Source organism: Streptomyces sp. NPDC050548 (assembly GCF_044457385.1).
GTDB lineage: Bacteria > Actinomycetota > Actinomycetes > Streptomycetales > Streptomycetaceae > Streptomyces.
The window spans coordinates 819,082-834,076 of sequence record NZ_JBITGV010000002.1; the positions used below are offsets into that span (position 1 = coordinate 819,082).

The window sequence follows — 14,995 nt, forward strand, 5'->3', positions numbered from 1 at the left end:
ATCTCTCCTAGATCGCGACGGCGGGTGCCGACGCCCGGGCAGTCGTCCGGCGGTCCGGATCGGAAGTGCGGTGTCGCGCGGCCAGCGCGCCGGGCACGGCCCCGGCCGCGTTCGGGTCGAACGCCCGGCCCTCGCGGAACACCGCGCGCAGCCGCCGCCGGTCGGCGAGCACACTCAGGTCGGCGAGCGGGTCGCCGTCCACCAGCAGCAGGTCCGCCCACCTGCCGGGCGCGACCGTCCCCGTCCTGGCACCGAGCCCGAGGGCCTCGGCGGCGGCGGAGGTCGCCGCGACCAGGACCTCGGCCGGAGTCATGCCGATCTGCTCGTGCAGCAGCTCCAGTTCGCGGGCGTGGTTCCCGAAACGCATCGTGTTGGAGGAGTCGCTGCCCGAGATGATCCGCACTCCGGCCCGATGGGCCCGGCGTACCGACTCCAGCCGGCGCTCACGCAGTGCCTCCGCCTTGTCCAACTGCTCGGCGACCAGACCGCGTTCGGACCCGTGCTCCGTCATGAACTCGCTGATCGACAGGGTCGGGCACAGGAACGTGCCCTGTCCGAGCATCAGCTCCACGAGGTCCTCGTCGAGGTCGGAGCCGTGCTCCAGGGTGTCCACCCCGGCGACCAACGCCGCCGTGATCCCCGCCCGTGTGTGCGCGTGGGCCGCCACCCTCAGGTCCAGGGCGTGCGCCTCGTCGACGATCGCGTCGATCTCGGCGTCCGTGTAGTTGCGCCACCCGGTCTTGTCGCCGACGGAGAGCGTGCCCCCGCTGGTGCAGATCTTGATCAGGTCCACGCCCATCCGGGCGTACTGCCGGACCCGCTTGCGGCACTCGTCGGCTCCGTCCGCCGGCGGCCACATCCGCTTCTCGTCGAGCGTGGCCGGGCAGAACATGTCGCCGTGCCCCGCCGTCATGCCCACGAGCCCCGAGGCGACGACCCGTGCCCCGTCGAGGACGTGCTCGTCCATCACGTGCTTGACGGCCACCTCGGGCAGCGAGCCCGCGGTGTCCCGGACCGTGGTGAAACCCGACCGCAGCGCCTCACGGGCGTTGGCCGCGGCGTGCAGGGTCTGTTCCTCGGTCGAGGTCAGCATGTTCCACAGCTGCACGTCCTGCGGCCGGGTGCCCGCGTTGGACCGCAGATGCACATGGCAGTCGATGAGTCCGGGCAGCAGGGTCATCCCCCGCAGGTCGTACACCGTGTCCGCCGGGTGCGTCGCCACCGTTTCCGCGGCACCCACCTCGGTGATCACGGCACCGTCGATCACCACGGCCATGTCGGTCCGTGCGGCACCTCCTGTGCCGTCGACCAACGTCATTCCCGCCAGGACTGTTCGCTCCGTCATGGGACCGTGTTCACTCCTCTCCGGGGGACTGGTAAGGAGGAGTGTGGGTCGGCTGTGGTGTAGCCGTGTTGCGGTGCAGCATTCGCTTGGAATTCACGCGGGACGCGCAGGAATGCGCCACCCCTGGAAGCGCAGATTTGCGCCACCCGCGCCGGCTCACAGACCGCTCACGAACGCCGTGTCGGCGCCCACCGGACCCAGGGCGGTCGCCCCGCCGGGGTTGCCCAGCGGGGCCGTACGGCCGGACAAGGAGTCCTCGAAGAAGCGGCGGTTGTCGGCCCGGTGCTCCGGGTCGGCGAGCCGGTCGACGGTGATCGCCTGCTCGGGGCAGGCCGTCTCGCAGGCGCCGCAGTCGATGCACTCCACGGGGTTGATGTAGAGCTTGCGCTCACCCTCGTAGATGCAGTCGACCGGGCACTCCTCCATGCAGGACCGGTCCATGATGTCGACGCAGGCCGATCCGATGACGTAGGCCATGACTAGCTCTCCTTCTCGGTGGAATGCCCGGGGAACAGCGCTGCCTCCGGGTCGATGACGGTGGCCGCGTTGTTCACGGCGGTGGCGGCCTCGCCGAAGCCCACCGAGATCAGCCGGACCTTGCCCGGGTAGTCGGTGATGTCGCCGGCGGCGAACACGCGGGGGAGGTTGGTGGCCATGCGGGTGTCGACGGCGATCCGGCGGGCCTGGAGCTCCAGCCCCCAGGTCCCCAGCGGCCCCAGGTCGGCGAGGAAACCGAGGGCGGCGACGACGGTCCGGGCGGGCAGCACCCGGGTCGTCTTCTCGACGCGGTGGCGCACCTCGACCCGTTCGACCCCCGACTCGCCGTGTATTGCGCTCACTTCGGAGTCGGTGACGATCTCGATGCCGAGGGCGCGCACCTTCTCCACGCTCGCCGCGTGCGCCCGGAAGCGGGCGTTGCGGTGGACGAGGGTGACGGACCGGGCGATCGGGGCGAGCAGCGCCGCCCAGTCGAAGGCGCTGTCGCCGCCGCCGACGACGACCACGTCGTGGTCGGTGTGGTCGGCCGGGTTGGGCACGAAGTACACCTGCCCGCGCCCGAGATAGCCCTCCCCCGCAGGCAGCGGCCTGGGCGTGAACGTCCCCACCCCGCCCGTGATCACAACCGCCCCCGCCCGTACGACGGTTCCCCGGTCGGTGCGGACGAGGGGGCGACCGTCGCCGTCGTGGGCCAGCTCCTCGGCCCGCTCTCCCAGGAGGTAGCGGACGTCGTACGGCGCGGCCTGCGCGACGAGGCTGTCGACCAGGTCGCGACCGCGCACCGAGGGGAACCCGGCGATGTCGAAGATGGGCTTCTCCGGGTACATGGCGCTGATCTGGCCGCCGCACTGCGGCAGTACGTCCATGACCGTGACGCGCAGTCCGCGGAAGCCCGCGTAGTAGGCGCCGTAGAGGCCGGAAGGGCCGGCGCCGATGATCAGGATGTCGGTCTCGACCACCGGTGTCTCGACCGGCTCGGCAAGGTGAACGCTCATGGTTCAGGAGCGTAGGAACGGACCGCTCCGCGCCCAACGGAACCGGTCCGGCTGCCGGGACGCCCCCCCTCAGACCAGGGCGAGTTCGACGCTTCCGGTCACGCAGGGGGTGCCGTCGGCCTTGACGACGGCCACGTCCAGGGACACCCGGGCGCCCTCCACCGCGCGCACGGTCGCGGTCCAGGTGAGGGGTTCACCGGCCACGGCGGTCGTACGGTTGCGCCAGCTCACCGTCTCCAGACGGGAGTTCGGGCCGGCCCACGCCAACGCGTACCGGGTGAGGGTCTCGCCGTGCAGGGTGGACTGGACGACCACGTCCTCGAAGCCCTCCGAGGCGGCGAAGGCGGAGTCGTAGTGGATGCGGTGCGAGTTCCACGACACGGCGCTGAAGCGGAAGAGCTGCACCGTGCTGTGCGTGTACCGCTGCGGCGGGCAACTGTCCCCGGCGACCGGCGTGTTCATACCGCTCCAGCGGGATCGAGGGCCTCCTGGACGACGATCGTCTCGTCCACGGCGGTCAGTTCGGTGCCGTCCGCCGTCGTGAAGCGGGTGGTGAGGCCCAGCAGGACGAACGGGCCGGAGCGGCCCTCCTTGCGCTCGGCGGAGGTGACCGCGCGGGAAGCGGTGACCCGGCTGCCCGCGACCGGGGCCCGCAGCAGTCGGACGCTCTGCCCGCCGTGCACCTGGCGGACCGGCAGGCCCTCGGTGCACGGCGACTCCCGGGCGGCGAGCCCGTCGGGCCGCAACTCCCCTTCGGGCGGGCCGTCCTCCCAGCTCATGGTGGCCGCGAGGAACAGCGCGGGAGCCTCCACGGGAGCGCCCGCCGCGTCCTGTTCCCGCGCCCGGCGGATGTAGTCGGCGTCGTTGAGCGCGGCGGCGTACCGGCAGAAGTCCTTGACGGTCACCGTGCCGCAGTCCTCGTCCTCCCAGCGGCCGACCAGACTCCGGGCCCGGGACAGCACCTCGTCCAGGGCGCTCACAGGGCCGACCGCAGCGCCCGGCCGATGCCGAGCCCCGCGGTGCGCAGCGCGCTCGCGTGCGCGGCGGCGTCCACCCGATAGGTCGGCGCGGTGATCGACAGGGCGCCGGCGAGCGTGTTCTGCCGCCCGAAGACCGGCACGGCCATGCTCATGTAGCCGAGCCTGACCTCCTCCGCCTCGGTCGCGAGACGCTCCTCCCGGATCCGCTCCACCTGGGCGCGCAGCCGCCCCGGCGAGGTGATCGTGTGCCGGGTGAACGGTTTCAGCCCGTTCCTGACCACCTCACCGAACAGGGCGGCGGGGGAGAAGGCCAGGATCGCCTTCCCGGTGGCCGTGCAGTAGAGCGGCAGCCGCCCCGCCACCCGGGACTCCTCGCTCAGGCCCCGGTGCGGCAGGATCTTCTCCAGATAGACGACGTCCAGGCCGTCGTGGATCGCGAAGTGGATCGTCTCCTGGGTGGCCAGCAGCAGATCCTCCATGTACGGCTGCGCCACCTCGCGCAGGATCCGCTGCCGGTGTACCCGCTGCCCGATCTCGAAGAGCCTGAGCCCGAGCCGGTAGTCGCACCCCGCCCGCTCCAGCAGCCCCCACACCACCAGCTCCTGGCAGAGCCGGTGCACGGTGGCCTTCGCGACGCCCGTACGGCGCACGAGATCCGCCAGGGAGAGCGACTCGTCGTCGACGGTGAACGCCTCCAGGATGGGTCGCACCTTGCCGAGGACGGAGTTCATCGAGTCGGGTCCCAGGGACGGTCCGGTCGCGGGAGGCGGGGGAGCGGGGGCCACGGCGCGGGCGATCGGGACGACGGTCATGGCAGACACCTCACGATCAGGGGTTACGGCTGGAATCTCACGTTCAGTGACTGGACGACGACTCGGCGAGGAACGCGAGACTCAGCGGGTTGTACAGTGAAGCCTTCTCATGTTGCGGCCAATGTCCGCATTCCGTGAAGACCTCAAGCCTCGCTCCCGGAATCGCGGCGGCGATCGCCTCGGCCTCCGGAACGTCCCCGAGCGGGTTCTTGTTGCCCCACACCACCAGCGTCGGGGCCTTGATCCGCGCCATGCGGTCGGGGCGCAGCAGGTTCCGCTCACGGGCCTCGACCTCCTGGAGGGCGAGCAGGTTGTGCAGGTTCCGCTGGAAGTCGGGGTGGTGGTAGATCTCGTAGCGCACCTGGGTCAGCTCCGCGCCCAGGTCCTCGTCCCACTGGGCCCACAGCAGGGCCAGCCGGTCGCGGGTGTAGGAGATCTCCGGTTCCATGGCCGCGGCGCGGGTGGAGGTCTTCAGCCGTTCCATCACCGCCGGGTTGATCTTCGTGCCGCCCATGCACAGGAGCTGGAGGGAGGCGACCCGGTCCGGGTGCTCGCTCGCGGCCCACGATCCGACCCAGCCGCCCAGCGACTCGCCGACCAGGTGCGCGCGCTCGGCGCCCACCGCGTCGAGGTAGGCCATCAGGTGGTCGACGTACGCGGGGATCTCGCCCGGGCGGTCCGGCTTGCCGGTGTAGCCGTGGCCCAGCATGTCGATGGCGTGGCAGCGGTAGCCGGCCTCGGCGTGCGCCGGGATGTTGCGGACGAAGGCCTCCAGGTGGCCCGTCGTGCCGTGCAGGAACACGACGTGCTCGCCGTCCTCGGGGCCGGCCTGGAGGGCGCGGGTGGTGACATCGCCGGTCTCGACGTACGCGTGCCGGTAGTCGATGCCCGAGAGTTCGGTCCAGATGCTCATGACTGCCTTACTGCCTTTCGGTGGGGGCCTGTTGGGGGTCGAGGACGGCTACGCCCATCCCGGTGAGCCACTCGGGCATCGGTTCGTACGCCAGCCGGCGGCCGGGCACGTGGTCGAGCACGGCCGACATCAGCAGCCAGGTGCGCAGCTCCTGCGCCCCGTTGCCGGCGACCTTCTCCAACTCCTCGGTGCTGTATGCGGTGATGCGGCCGACCTCGCCCCGCTCGACGAGGGACAGGAACTCGTCGTCGAAGTCCGGGTTGAGCGCGGCCTCGGCGGCGCGGATGATCTCGCGGCGCCGGACGTCGTAGTCCTGCCAGTTCTCCCGGCCATTCAGCCAGGCGCCGACCATGAACTCCTCGTCGTCGCCGTGCGGTTCGCGCCAGTCCGGCCAGGGCAGCCGGTGCGAGAGCCCGCCCGAGCCGACCACCGCGACCCGCCGGTCGCCGGGGAAGGAGAGGACGGCCTCCCGGATCGCGCGGCCCAGTTCCTCGCAGCGGGTGAGGGTGGGCAGCGGCGGGGCGAAGACGTTCACGACGATCGGCACGATCTCCACGTCCAGGCCCTCGAAGAGGTACTGGATGGCGTGCGACTGACCGTGGTCGATCTGCAGCCTGGCCGAGAACGCCGGGTCGAAACCGCCGCTCTCCACAAGGGAGTCGGCCAGATGCCGGGCCAACGGGACGTCGACCGGCTGCGGGCCCTCGGGAGTGCCGGACTCGCCGCTCGCGATGCACTCGCCGACGCCGATCGTGAAGCTGGGGATCAGGTCGAGCCAGAAGCCGCGGAAGTGATTGGAACCCACCAGGATCACCGTGTCGGGGCGGGCCGCGAGCAGCGCCTCCCGGGCCTCGGACAGCGCGTCGCGGAACCGCTCCGCCCGGTCCTTGTGGAAGGTCTCCTCCCAGTGGGTGTTCATCAGCGTGCTGTGCGAGGCACCCACGCCCAGGACGATCTCCGTCATGCCGCTCTTCCTTCCACCTCGGCGCGGGACCGGGTCACCGTGTCGACCGCCGTACGGATCAGATGGCGCGTCAGCTTCTCCATGGCCCGTACGGAGACCGTGTTCATGCCCCGCGCGAAGTCGATGTCGAAGAGGGAGTCGGTGACCTTCGGCATGCCGACCCGTACGGTCGGGATGCCGCGCCCGCGCAGGATGTTGGCGTCGGTGGCACCGCTGTTGCCCCGGATCACCTCGTGCTCGCGCCCCTCGAAGGCGGCCCAACTCGCCGTCGCACTGCGGCAGATCCAGCTCTCCGGGTCGGTGCTGGTGCCGGGGACGGCCAGCACCATCTCGGCGCCGACGTCGATGTTCTTGTCGCGCAGGGCGCCGATGGCCGCCATGAACTCCCGCTTGGCCCGCATCGGCGTCGTGTCCGGGCCGATCCGCAGGTCCACCATGAGGGTGCAGGAGGCCGGTGTCACCGCCGCCATCCGGGGCCAACCCCCCTGTATCGAGGAGACGATGCCCTGCGGTGCGACCGTGCCGGAGGTGTGCCGTTCGGCGTACTCGACGAACCACTCCTCCAGATGCCGGGTCACCTCACCGGCGCGCGCGACGGCGTTGTCGTAGGGGAGGCGGTGGCGGGAGCCGACGTAGGTGTGCGTGCCGTGGACCGTCACCTTGAACCAGACGAGGCCGACCTCGTCCCAGGAGACCGTCCAGCCGGGCTTGGCGATGAGCGCGTAGTCCGTCCACACGCCCTGCTCCAGGAGGAACGAACAGCCCACGCCCTGGCCGGTGTTGAGGCGGCTGCCGCCCGGTCGCGCGTTGGTGGGCATGCCGCCGGCGCCGAAGGCCGCGACCAGGTCGCCGGTGAGGGGGACGCCGGCCAGCGCGATCGCCTCGGCGGCCATCATCACGCAGGCCGCGTGGCCCTTCGGGTTGGAGGCGCCGAGGCCGACGACGAGATCGTCGTGGACGGTGGCGCGCGGACGCATGTCGTCGCGCAACTCCGTCCCGATCCACGGGAGATCCTCGCTCTCCTCGCCGACCGTCAGGGTGTCGATCGGCGCGTAGAGCATCAGGTCGGGGCCCGTGCCGTCGCCGGAGAGCCGGGCCCAGGCGTTGGCCTGCCGGTCGTCCAGCGGCTGGACCCGGGCCGGACAGCCGGCCGTCGTGAGGGTGTCGGCGATGTGCGCGGCGAGCGGGCCCTCGTCGCCGGTCGGGGACGGGACGTCGACGAGCCCGGTGATCAGGTCGCGCAGCCGGTCGGCGGTGACATGCCGCCAGGCGTCGGCGGTCCAGGCGGCCCGCCTGTCGTCCAGACCGGCCAACTCGCCCGCGGCGCTCACTGGTTGATCCTGTGTACCTGAGTCATCGTCGTACGCTCGAAGCGCTTCTTCGCGAGCGGGAGCCCGATCGCGATTCCCACTCCGACGAGCAGGGTGAGCAGTGTGCGGCCCATGGTCAGGCTTCCTTCTCTTCGGTGCCCGTACCGGCGAGCTTCTTGCCGTACTCCTCCTCGCTGAGGTTCCGCCAGGCGGTCAGCGAGATGTCGGGGCGGTAGAGCTTCTCCGGGGGAGCGTCGGTGATGTCGACCATCCAGGCGTCCTGGCCGGAGAACTGGCCGTGGAACAACCAGCGGATCGCACCGAGGTACTTGGCGTAGAAACGCAGGGTTTCCCAGCCCTCGGTGAAGTTGACCATCACGCCGACATAGCGGTGGTTGTCCTCGTCGACGGGGACGTAGAACTCGTAGTGGATGAAGTTCGGGTACGCGATGCGCAGCACGCCCGGCATCGACAGGGACGCGAAGCCGGGGAACTCCTGGGCCTCGATCGTCTCGTTCACCTTGTCGGGCTTGCCCGTGTTGCCGATGTTGAAGGTCTCCTTCGGCGGCTGGGCCTTCCACCAGCGCTTGTTGGTCCAGCGCCCGACGCCGGGGAAGTCCGCCTCCCAGTACACCTCGTCCTGGACCCGGAAGATCCAGCGGCCCTTGGGCACGATCCGGGTGATGTTCCAGGTCGGCATCGGCTTGAACAGGCGCCAAAGTGCCGTGCGGTGCAGGTATTTGGCGTGTCCCTCGTCGAAGCCGTTCTCGCAGGCGAAACGCCAGTTGCCGCTGCGCGGGTCGATCCGGCCGCCCATCACGAAGGCGTTGGAGACCAGTTCCTCGGGCAGCTGCGAGTCGATGGAGTGCGGTTCCTCGTCGGCGAGGGGGATGTACACCCACACCATGCCGAGCCGCTCCTCGACCGGGTACGTCCGCACCGAGACCTTGCCGGTCAGCCGGCAGCCGGGACCATCGGTGATGACCGCGGCGAGCTTGCCGGTGGGCAGGTCGAAGGTCCAGCCGTGGTACGGGCAACTGACCGTACCCGGGAACTGCTGATTGCCCTCGGAGAGCGGGACACCACGGTGCGGGCAGCGGTTGTGCAGCGCGTACGCCGTGCCGTTGTCGCGGATCAGGGTGATCTTCTCGCCGCAGATCGTGAACGGGAGCGGATCGCCGGTGATCTGACTGGACCAGGTGACCGGGTACCAGTAGCCGCGGAAGCCCGCGCCCGCCGCGTCGTAGTGGGGCCACGACTTCCAGTCCTGGCGGCCGGGCTCACCTGCTGGTCTGCGGCGGCTCCGGACCGGTGGCTGAGTGTCGGGAGTGTCGTCGACCGTCATCGTGGGCGTCCTCCTGCTGCCGGGTGAGCTGTGAGCCGAGCATGCGGCGGACGGCCGGATCCGCCCAAGGGACCCGGTCCACTGAGCAGACCGTGCCGTCACGTCCCGTTCAGCGGACCCTCGTCGCCGCGCCGGGGCGGCCCGCCGTTCTACCGTGCGTGGATCGCCGGGCCGCACCGGATCCGGCCGCGCCCCGCGGGGCGTCGCGTCCCGCGTCGATATGGAGTGAGCTTGTGACGACCGCCCTGTCCCGCGCCCTGGTCCTGGAGAGCTTCGGCTCGCTGCCCCGCCTGGTGGAGCGCCCGGTGCCGGAGCCGCGCCCCGGCCACACCCTCGTACGGATGCGGGCGGCCCAGGTGGGGCACCTCGATCTCAACGTCGTGGACGGCAAGTTCGGGATCCTGCCCGATCTGCCCGCCGTACCGGGCACCACCGGATGCGGGGTCGTCCTCGCCTCCGACAGCCACCCCGAGGGCACCCTCGTCCGGCTCGGCGGCAAGGGCCTCGGCCTGCGCCGCGACGGCTGCTGGGCGGAGCACGCACTGGTTCCGGACGCCGCGGTGGAGGTCGTGGCGGAAGGTACGGACCCCGCCCTGGCGTGCAGTTGGTTCTCGCCGGCGGGCACGGCGTGGGCGGCCGTGCACGCGGTCGCGCAGGTACAGCCCGGGGAACGGGTGCTCGTGACCGGCGCGGCGGGCGCGGTCGGGGCGCTGACCGTGCAGGTCGCCGCGCGGGCCGGGGCCGAGGTCATCGGAGTGGTCGGACGTCCGGCCAAGCTCGCCCATGTCCCCGCGCCCGCCAAGTCCCTGCTGGCCACCGACCTGTCCGCGGAGGCGGTGGGCGGCCCGGTCGACGTCGTCATCGACACGGTCGGCGGCCCGGTGCTCCGCGACGCCCTCCCGCTGGTCCGCCCGCGCGGGCGCGTGGCACTCGTCGGTTATACGGCCGGACGCGAATTCACCGTCGACCTCGCGGACTTCCTGCTGGCGGACGTGTCCCTGCTGCCGGTGAACCTGATGACCCGGGGCAAGGAGGTCGCGGCGGACGCGGAGGCGCTGCTGGCGGATCTGCGGACGGGGGCGCTGACCCTGGAGATCGAACGCCATGGACTGGACGGGTTCGCGGAGGCCGCCGAGCGGCTGCGGAGCGGGGAGGCGGTGGGAAAGGTCGTTCTCGAACTGGACTGAGGCGACCCGCGCCTCGGGGCAGTCCCGTCACACGACCTTGACGACGACACCCGCGCCTTCGAGCGCCGTCACCTCGTCATCGGGCGCGGTGGTGTCGGTGACGAGGGTGTGCAGCAGGGTGGTGGGGCCGACGTGGGCGAACGCGGTGTGGCCGAGCTTGCCGCCGTCGGCGGCGACGACGATGCGGCGCGAGGAGGCGATGCCCGCCTTCTTCACGGCCGCGTCGTCGAGGTCGTAGGCGGTCAGCCCCTCGGCCGCGCTCAGCCCGCAGCAGCCCATGACGGCGGTGTCGAAGCGCAGGGCTGCCAGGGACGCGAGGGTGAGGGGGCCGGTGAGCGCTCCCTCGGCGGCCCGGGGCTGCCCGCCCGGCACCATCAGGGTGGCTGGGCCCGGGCTCTCGCCGAGGACGTGGACGGCCTGCAAGGACAGGGGCATCACGGTGACCGGCCGGCGGCGCAGCAGGTGGGCGACCTCCAGGCAGGTGGTGCCGCTGTCGAGGAGGACGGTCTCGCCGTCGGCGATCAGGGAGGACACCTCGGCCGCGATCCGCCGCTTGGCCTCGACGGACTCGTGCGCCCGCAGCGCGAACGGCGGCTCCTCGCCCCGGAGCAGCAGGGTGCGCGCCCCGCCCCGGACGCGTTCGAGGACGCCCTGCGCGGCCAGCGCGTCGAGGTCGCGCCGGATGGTCATCTCGGAGGCGCCGGTCAGCTCGACGAGTTCCTGAACGGTGATCCGGCCCGTCTCCCTGACGGCCTGCGCGATCGTCCCGTGCCGGTCTGCGTTGCTCATGAGGCGATTGAACACCAGCCGAAACGAACATTCAATGTGTGCGAAACGCCAATATTCAATCGCTAATAGTGTTCGTTACGGTGGATCTCATGAATGATTCGCTTCGAGGCGCCCGCATCGCGACCTTCGTCTACTTCAGTCTGTGCGGGACGCTGATGGGCACCTGGGTGGTGAACATCCCCGCCGTCGAGGAGCGCGTGGGCATCACGCACGCGACGCTCGGGGGACTGCTGGTGCTGCTCGGCCTCGGAGCCTTCATCGGCATGCAGGTGGCGGGGCCGCTGACCGACCGGCTCGGGGCGCGCGTCGTCGTCCCCGCCACCGGTGCGCTGTGCAGCGCGGCCCTGGTACTGCCCGGCCTGGCCCGGGACCCGTGGACGCTGGCCGGTGCCCTGCTGGTCTTCGGATTCTGCAACGGCTGCCTGGACGTGAGCATGAACGCGCACGCCGTGCACGTGGAGAAGGCGTACGGCAGGCCCGTCATGTCGGCCTTCCACGCCACGTTCTCGGTCGGCGGCGTCCTCGCCGCACTCGTCGGAGCGGCCACGGCGAGCGCAGGTCTGAGCCCGGCAACGGGCATGGCTGCTATGGGAGTTCTGGGTATCGCGACCGCCCTCATATCGGCACGCGCCCTGCTGCCGACCGCGCCGATCGCCGCCAAGGCGGAGGTCCGGGTTTCCGAGCGGCGTGGCACCGCCCGACGCATCTGGATCCTCGCCGCCCTGGCCCTGATGGTCATGCTGTGCGAGGGAGCGGCCAACGACTGGAGCGCGCTGCACCTGAAGGACGTCCTCGACGCACCCGCCAGCACCGCCGCCTTCGCGTACGGCACCTTCGCGGCGACCATGACCGTCGGCCGACTCCTCGCCGACCGCCTCGTCGCCCGGTTCGGGTCCATGGCGATCCTGCGGTACGGCGCGACGACGGCCGCCGTAGGCATCACGATCGTGACCGTCTCCCCGTGGATCTGGGCGGCGTTCGTGGGGTGGGCGCTGTTCGGTCTGGGGCTGTCCGGCTGTGTCCCGCAGCTGTTCAGCGCGGCCGGGCACGCCGACCCCTCCGCCGCCGGGGCCAATGTCTCCCGCGTCGCCGGGCTCGGCTACGTCGGCATGCTCGCGGGCCCCGCCGTCATCGGCTGGCTGACCCACCTCGTCGCCCTGAACCACGCCTTCGTGCTGCTGATCCTGCTGTGCGCGGTCACCGCGGTGGCCGCCGGAATCCTGCGCACCGGATCCGACCGCACGCCCGAGCCGGCACACAGCGGCCCCTGACCGCCTGTGCGGCACGGCTCACTCCGTGCCGCACAGGCCCCCGGAACCCGGAGGAACCCTCGCCATGCCCACCGACCGGAGCATCGTGCTCTTCGACCTCTTCGGAGTCATCGCCCACCACCAACGCCCGGGCGCCCTGCGGCGGATGGCCGCCCGCTGTCACACCCCGACCGACGCCTTCACCACCGCCTACTGGTCCTGCCGCCCGCCCTACGACGCCGGTCACCAGTCCGCGCCCGAGTACTGGACCGCCGTACTGCGAAGGCTGTCCAGGCCCGTCGACGCCGACACGATCGAGGAACTGCGCCGCACCGACATCGACAGCTGGTCACGCGTCGACGACTCGATGGTCGCCTACGTCCAGTCCCTCCGCGCCGTCGCCGAGGTCGCCCTGCTGTCCAACATCCCCTCGGACCACGCGGACGCCTTCCTCGCCGCCCAGCCCTGGCTGCACCGGCTGGACCACGTGGCCTTCTCCGGGAAGATCGGAGCGGCGAAACCGGACCCGGCGGCCTTCGAGCACTGTGTCGTCGCCCTGCGCGCCACCCCGGGCGACTTCCTCTTCGTCGACGACCGGGAGGAGAACGTACGAGCCGCGCGTGCCGTGGGCATGGACGGACACGTCTTCACCGACCGCGAGGAACTCGCAGCCGTCATCGACGCATGGTTGCCCGCTGGAGCGGTTCTCACCCCAGGACGACCACGGCCCGCCCCCGGCAGCACACCACGTCACCGGAACCGCAGCGCTCGACCAGATCGAGAGTGATCTCGCCGTCGACTCCGCCCACGGCACGCACGGTTCCGGTCACCACCAGCCGCTCTCCCGCGCCGGCCGGCGCCCGGTTCTGCCACTCCACCTCCCGCACCTGCCCGCCCTCGCCCGCGAACTGCGCGGCGGCGCGATAGAACAGACAGCCGTGCAGCTGAGCCATGACGACCGGCCCCGCCAGCCCTTCCGAGCGGGCGAACTCCGTGTCGTAGTGGATGCGATGGGCGTTGCGGGTGACCGCGCCGAACCGCAGCAAGGTGATGGCGTCGGGCGTCATTCCGACCGGCAACACGGCCTGCCCGACGCTGATGTGACGGTCCGTCATCGGACGATGAACCTCTCCGTGACCTCGACCAGCGTCCCCCGCACCGAGCCGTACACCTTCTCCACGGTGAGCAGCACGAACCCCTCGCCACTGCCCTTGCGCTCCACGGCGGTCAGCGCGCGCCGCAGCTCGATCCGGTCGCCGGCCCGGGCCGCCGCGATCCAGCGCACCGCCTGGCCGCCCGCCATCAGCCGGACCCCGAGCCCGTCGGTGCCGGGCACCTCGTCGCGGTACATGCCGTCCGGCCGGAACTCCGACGCGTCGGCCCCCGGCGCCCCGCGCAGCAGGCTCACCACGTACATCGGATGCACGGCGAAGTCGGCGTGGCCGGGATCGACGAGACGCGGCGCGCTCTCCCCGGCCGCCCGCGCGAACTCCGCCGCGTCCTCGGCCCGTACGACCCCCAGCGACCGCCGCTCCCACGTCCCCAGTGACGCCCGGGCCCGCTCCTCGACCAGCTCCAGTTCGGCGTTCCGGAACATGGGCTGCCTCCTGTCCTCATCCGATACGCGGACGCTAAGGAGGACCGTCCCCCGGCCGCCACGGATCCGGCCCGCTCAGCGGACCGTTCCGCTTGGGCGGAGATCGCCGCCGTCCCACCATCGGGACATGGACCTCATGGACATCCAGCCCCCGCCGGAGGGCGCCTACGCGGAAGCGGACGGCGTCAAATACCACTACGTCGAACTGGGGGAGGGCGGCCCCACGGTCAGCCCCACCGTCTTCCTGCACGGCGGCGGCCCCGGTTGCACCGGCTGGTCGGACTTCGGACAGGTGGCCCCCCTGTTCGCGAAGGACCGTCGTTGCCTGCTCGTCGACATCCTCCAGTACGGCAAGTCCGCCAAGCCCGTGATCGAGGGCCCGATGTGGGACTACCACGCGGCCAAGACCGTGGCCCTCCTCGACGAACTCGGCATCGACCGCGCCGACTTCGTCTGCAACTCCTGGGGCGGCACCATCGCCCTCAACCTCGCCGCCAAGTACCCCGACCGCGTACGGTCGTTGGTGATCACCGGCAGCATGCCCGTCTTCTACGGCCCTCTCGCCCCGCTCCCGGAAGGCGGCCGGCGAGGCCGCAACGCCCGCGATGTCTACTACGGCGGCACCGGCCCCTCCTGGCAGAAGATGCGCGAACTCATCGCCCGCCTGGAGTGGTTCGACCCGGACGCCATCCCCGACGGCACCGTGACCCTGCGCTACGAGCAGAGCCTCGACCCCGAGGAGACCGCCCTCGCCGGCGCCTCCGACAACCCGCGCGGCGACTGGCAGGACCTCACCGCCGAACTCGGCCTGATCACCGCGCCGACGCTCTTCGTCTGGGGCATGCAGGACGCGTTCCTGACCCCCGACTACCCGCTGATGCTGGCCCGCATGATCCCCAAGGGCAACCTGCACGTGATGAGCGAGGCCTCCCACCACCCGCAGGAGGAACGGCCGTACGACTACCACAGCGTCGTCACCGGCTTCCTGAACCAGCAGCACAACTGACTCT

17 protein-coding genes are annotated in these 14,995 nt (G+C 71.3%); 4 read left to right on the plus strand and 13 right to left on the minus strand.

From position 1 onward, the window contains the following. Positions 1-7 precede the first annotated feature (7 nt). From ACIBJH_RS09570 to ACIBJH_RS09615, 10 genes are all read right to left on the minus strand, one after another. Positions 8-1,345 carry an amidohydrolase family protein gene (locus ACIBJH_RS09570; protein ID WP_399116270.1) on the minus strand — a complete coding sequence of 446 codons (1,338 nt, stop codon included), beginning with the start codon at positions 1,343-1,345 and terminating at the stop codon, positions 8-10. 156 nt (positions 1,346-1,501) lie between these two features. Next, entirely contained in the window at positions 1,502-1,822 is a 321-nt protein-coding gene (locus ACIBJH_RS09575; RefSeq protein ID WP_399116271.1) for an indolepyruvate ferredoxin oxidoreductase subunit alpha, read from the minus strand. 2 nt (positions 1,823-1,824) lie between these two features. Next, positions 1,825-2,838 carry an NAD(P)/FAD-dependent oxidoreductase gene (locus tag ACIBJH_RS09580; protein WP_399116272.1) on the minus strand — a complete coding sequence of 338 codons (1,014 nt, stop codon included), beginning with the start codon at positions 2,836-2,838 and terminating at the stop codon, positions 1,825-1,827. A 69-nt stretch (positions 2,839-2,907) separates the two neighbouring features. Beyond that, positions 2,908-3,300 carry a MaoC/PaaZ C-terminal domain-containing protein gene (locus tag ACIBJH_RS09585; protein ID WP_200716016.1) on the minus strand — a complete coding sequence of 131 codons (393 nt, stop codon included), beginning with the start codon at positions 3,298-3,300 and terminating at the stop codon, positions 2,908-2,910. Further along, the gene (locus tag ACIBJH_RS09590) at positions 3,297-3,818 is read right to left on the minus strand and encodes a MaoC family dehydratase N-terminal domain-containing protein (RefSeq protein ID WP_399116273.1); all 522 of its coding nucleotides are present in this window, start codon (positions 3,816-3,818) and stop codon (positions 3,297-3,299) included. Before ACIBJH_RS09590 ends, ACIBJH_RS09585 begins: the two co-directional genes overlap by 4 nt. Then, entirely contained in the window at positions 3,815-4,630 is an 816-nt protein-coding gene (locus tag ACIBJH_RS09595; protein WP_262058919.1) for an IclR family transcriptional regulator, read from the minus strand. The genes ACIBJH_RS09590 and ACIBJH_RS09595 overlap by 4 nt, the downstream gene beginning before the upstream one ends. A gap of 43 nt (positions 4,631-4,673) precedes the next feature. Further along, positions 4,674-5,543, minus strand: coding sequence for an alpha/beta fold hydrolase (locus tag ACIBJH_RS09600; protein WP_399116274.1), 870 nt, complete (start codon positions 5,541-5,543; stop codon positions 4,674-4,676). A 7-nt stretch (positions 5,544-5,550) separates the two neighbouring features. After that, positions 5,551-6,507: a catechol 1,2-dioxygenase gene (locus tag ACIBJH_RS09605; RefSeq protein ID WP_399116275.1), complete on the minus strand. Its 957-nt coding sequence runs from the start codon at positions 6,505-6,507 to the stop codon at positions 5,551-5,553. Continuing rightward, on the minus strand, positions 6,504-7,838 hold the full coding sequence (locus tag ACIBJH_RS09610) for a M20 family metallopeptidase (protein ID WP_399116276.1): 1,335 nt from the start codon (positions 7,836-7,838) through the stop codon (positions 6,504-6,506). The genes ACIBJH_RS09605 and ACIBJH_RS09610 overlap by 4 nt, the downstream gene beginning before the upstream one ends. A gap of 115 nt (positions 7,839-7,953) precedes the next feature. Beyond that, complete coding sequence (locus ACIBJH_RS09615; RefSeq protein WP_399116277.1) at positions 7,954-9,162, minus strand: Rieske 2Fe-2S domain-containing protein; 1,209 nt, start codon at positions 9,160-9,162, stop codon at positions 7,954-7,956. Between the two features lie 233 nt (positions 9,163-9,395). Here ACIBJH_RS09615 and ACIBJH_RS09620 point away from each other — a divergent pair, with 233 nt between their 5' ends. Then, a complete protein-coding gene (locus ACIBJH_RS09620; protein WP_399116278.1) occupies positions 9,396-10,349 on the plus strand; it encodes a zinc-binding alcohol dehydrogenase family protein in 954 nt (317 codons plus the stop codon). Positions 10,350-10,376: 27 nt separating this feature from the next. On the opposite strand, the gene ACIBJH_RS09625 is transcribed toward ACIBJH_RS09620, so the two are convergent. Continuing rightward, a complete protein-coding gene (locus ACIBJH_RS09625) occupies positions 10,377-11,138 on the minus strand; it encodes a DeoR/GlpR family DNA-binding transcription regulator (protein ID WP_399116279.1) in 762 nt (253 codons plus the stop codon). Between the two features lie 89 nt (positions 11,139-11,227). Between ACIBJH_RS09625 and ACIBJH_RS09630 the strand changes: the two genes are divergently transcribed. Together ACIBJH_RS09630 and ACIBJH_RS09635 are read left to right on the plus strand one after the other, a co-directional pair. Then, positions 11,228-12,409, plus strand: a complete 1,182-nt coding sequence (locus ACIBJH_RS09630; RefSeq protein ID WP_399116280.1) for an MFS transporter — start codon at positions 11,228-11,230, stop codon at positions 12,407-12,409. Positions 12,410-12,473: 64 nt separating this feature from the next. Continuing rightward, the gene (locus tag ACIBJH_RS09635) at positions 12,474-13,175 is read left to right on the plus strand and encodes an HAD family hydrolase (protein ID WP_399116281.1); all 702 of its coding nucleotides are present in this window, start codon (positions 12,474-12,476) and stop codon (positions 13,173-13,175) included. Here the strand turns inward: ACIBJH_RS09635 and ACIBJH_RS09640 are convergent. Continuing rightward, positions 13,096-13,503: an acyl dehydratase gene (locus tag ACIBJH_RS09640; protein ID WP_399116282.1), complete on the minus strand. Its 408-nt coding sequence runs from the start codon at positions 13,501-13,503 to the stop codon at positions 13,096-13,098. The two genes, ACIBJH_RS09635 and ACIBJH_RS09640, sit on opposite strands and share 80 nt — an antisense overlap. Next, positions 13,500-13,985 carry a MaoC family dehydratase N-terminal domain-containing protein gene (locus ACIBJH_RS09645; RefSeq protein WP_201051015.1) on the minus strand — a complete coding sequence of 162 codons (486 nt, stop codon included), beginning with the start codon at positions 13,983-13,985 and terminating at the stop codon, positions 13,500-13,502. Before ACIBJH_RS09645 ends, ACIBJH_RS09640 begins: the two co-directional genes overlap by 4 nt. A gap of 127 nt (positions 13,986-14,112) precedes the next feature. Here ACIBJH_RS09645 and ACIBJH_RS09650 point away from each other — a divergent pair, with 127 nt between their 5' ends. Next, a complete protein-coding gene (locus ACIBJH_RS09650; protein ID WP_399116283.1) occupies positions 14,113-14,991 on the plus strand; it encodes an alpha/beta fold hydrolase in 879 nt (292 codons plus the stop codon). Positions 14,992-14,995: the final 4 nt, after the last annotated feature.

Bases quoted from the DNA above. Each gene is read 5' to 3' on its own strand.
- ACIBJH_RS09585 (WP_200716016.1), bottom strand. From the start codon at position 3,300: ATGAACACGCCGGTCGCCGGGGACAGTTGCCCGCCGCAGCGGTACACG.
- ACIBJH_RS09625 (WP_399116279.1), bottom strand. From the start codon at position 11,138: ATGAGCAACGCAGACCGGCACGGGACGATCGCGCAGGCCGTCAGGGAG.
- ACIBJH_RS09645 (WP_201051015.1), bottom strand. From the start codon at position 13,985: ATGTTCCGGAACGCCGAACTGGAGCTGGTCGAGGAGCGGGCCCGGGCG.
- ACIBJH_RS09630 (WP_399116280.1), top strand. From the start codon at position 11,228: ATGAATGATTCGCTTCGAGGCGCCCGCATCGCGACCTTCGTCTACTTC.
- ACIBJH_RS09580 (WP_399116272.1), bottom strand. From the start codon at position 2,838: ATGAGCGTTCACCTTGCCGAGCCGGTCGAGACACCGGTGGTCGAGACC.
- ACIBJH_RS09615 (WP_399116277.1), bottom strand. From the start codon at position 9,162: ATGACGGTCGACGACACTCCCGACACTCAGCCACCGGTCCGGAGCCGC.
- ACIBJH_RS09595 (WP_262058919.1), bottom strand. From the start codon at position 4,630: ATGACCGTCGTCCCGATCGCCCGCGCCGTGGCCCCCGCTCCCCCGCCT.
- ACIBJH_RS09635 (WP_399116281.1), top strand. From the start codon at position 12,474: ATGCCCACCGACCGGAGCATCGTGCTCTTCGACCTCTTCGGAGTCATC.
- ACIBJH_RS09605 (WP_399116275.1), bottom strand. From the start codon at position 6,507: ATGACGGAGATCGTCCTGGGCGTGGGTGCCTCGCACAGCACGCTGATG.
- ACIBJH_RS09570 (WP_399116270.1), bottom strand. From the start codon at position 1,345: ATGACGGAGCGAACAGTCCTGGCGGGAATGACGTTGGTCGACGGCACA.
- ACIBJH_RS09640 (WP_399116282.1), bottom strand. From the start codon at position 13,503: ATGACGGACCGTCACATCAGCGTCGGGCAGGCCGTGTTGCCGGTCGGA.
- ACIBJH_RS09575 (WP_399116271.1), bottom strand. From the start codon at position 1,822: ATGGCCTACGTCATCGGATCGGCCTGCGTCGACATCATGGACCGGTCC.
- ACIBJH_RS09650 (WP_399116283.1), top strand. From the start codon at position 14,113: ATGGACCTCATGGACATCCAGCCCCCGCCGGAGGGCGCCTACGCGGAA.
- ACIBJH_RS09600 (WP_399116274.1), bottom strand. From the start codon at position 5,543: ATGAGCATCTGGACCGAACTCTCGGGCATCGACTACCGGCACGCGTAC.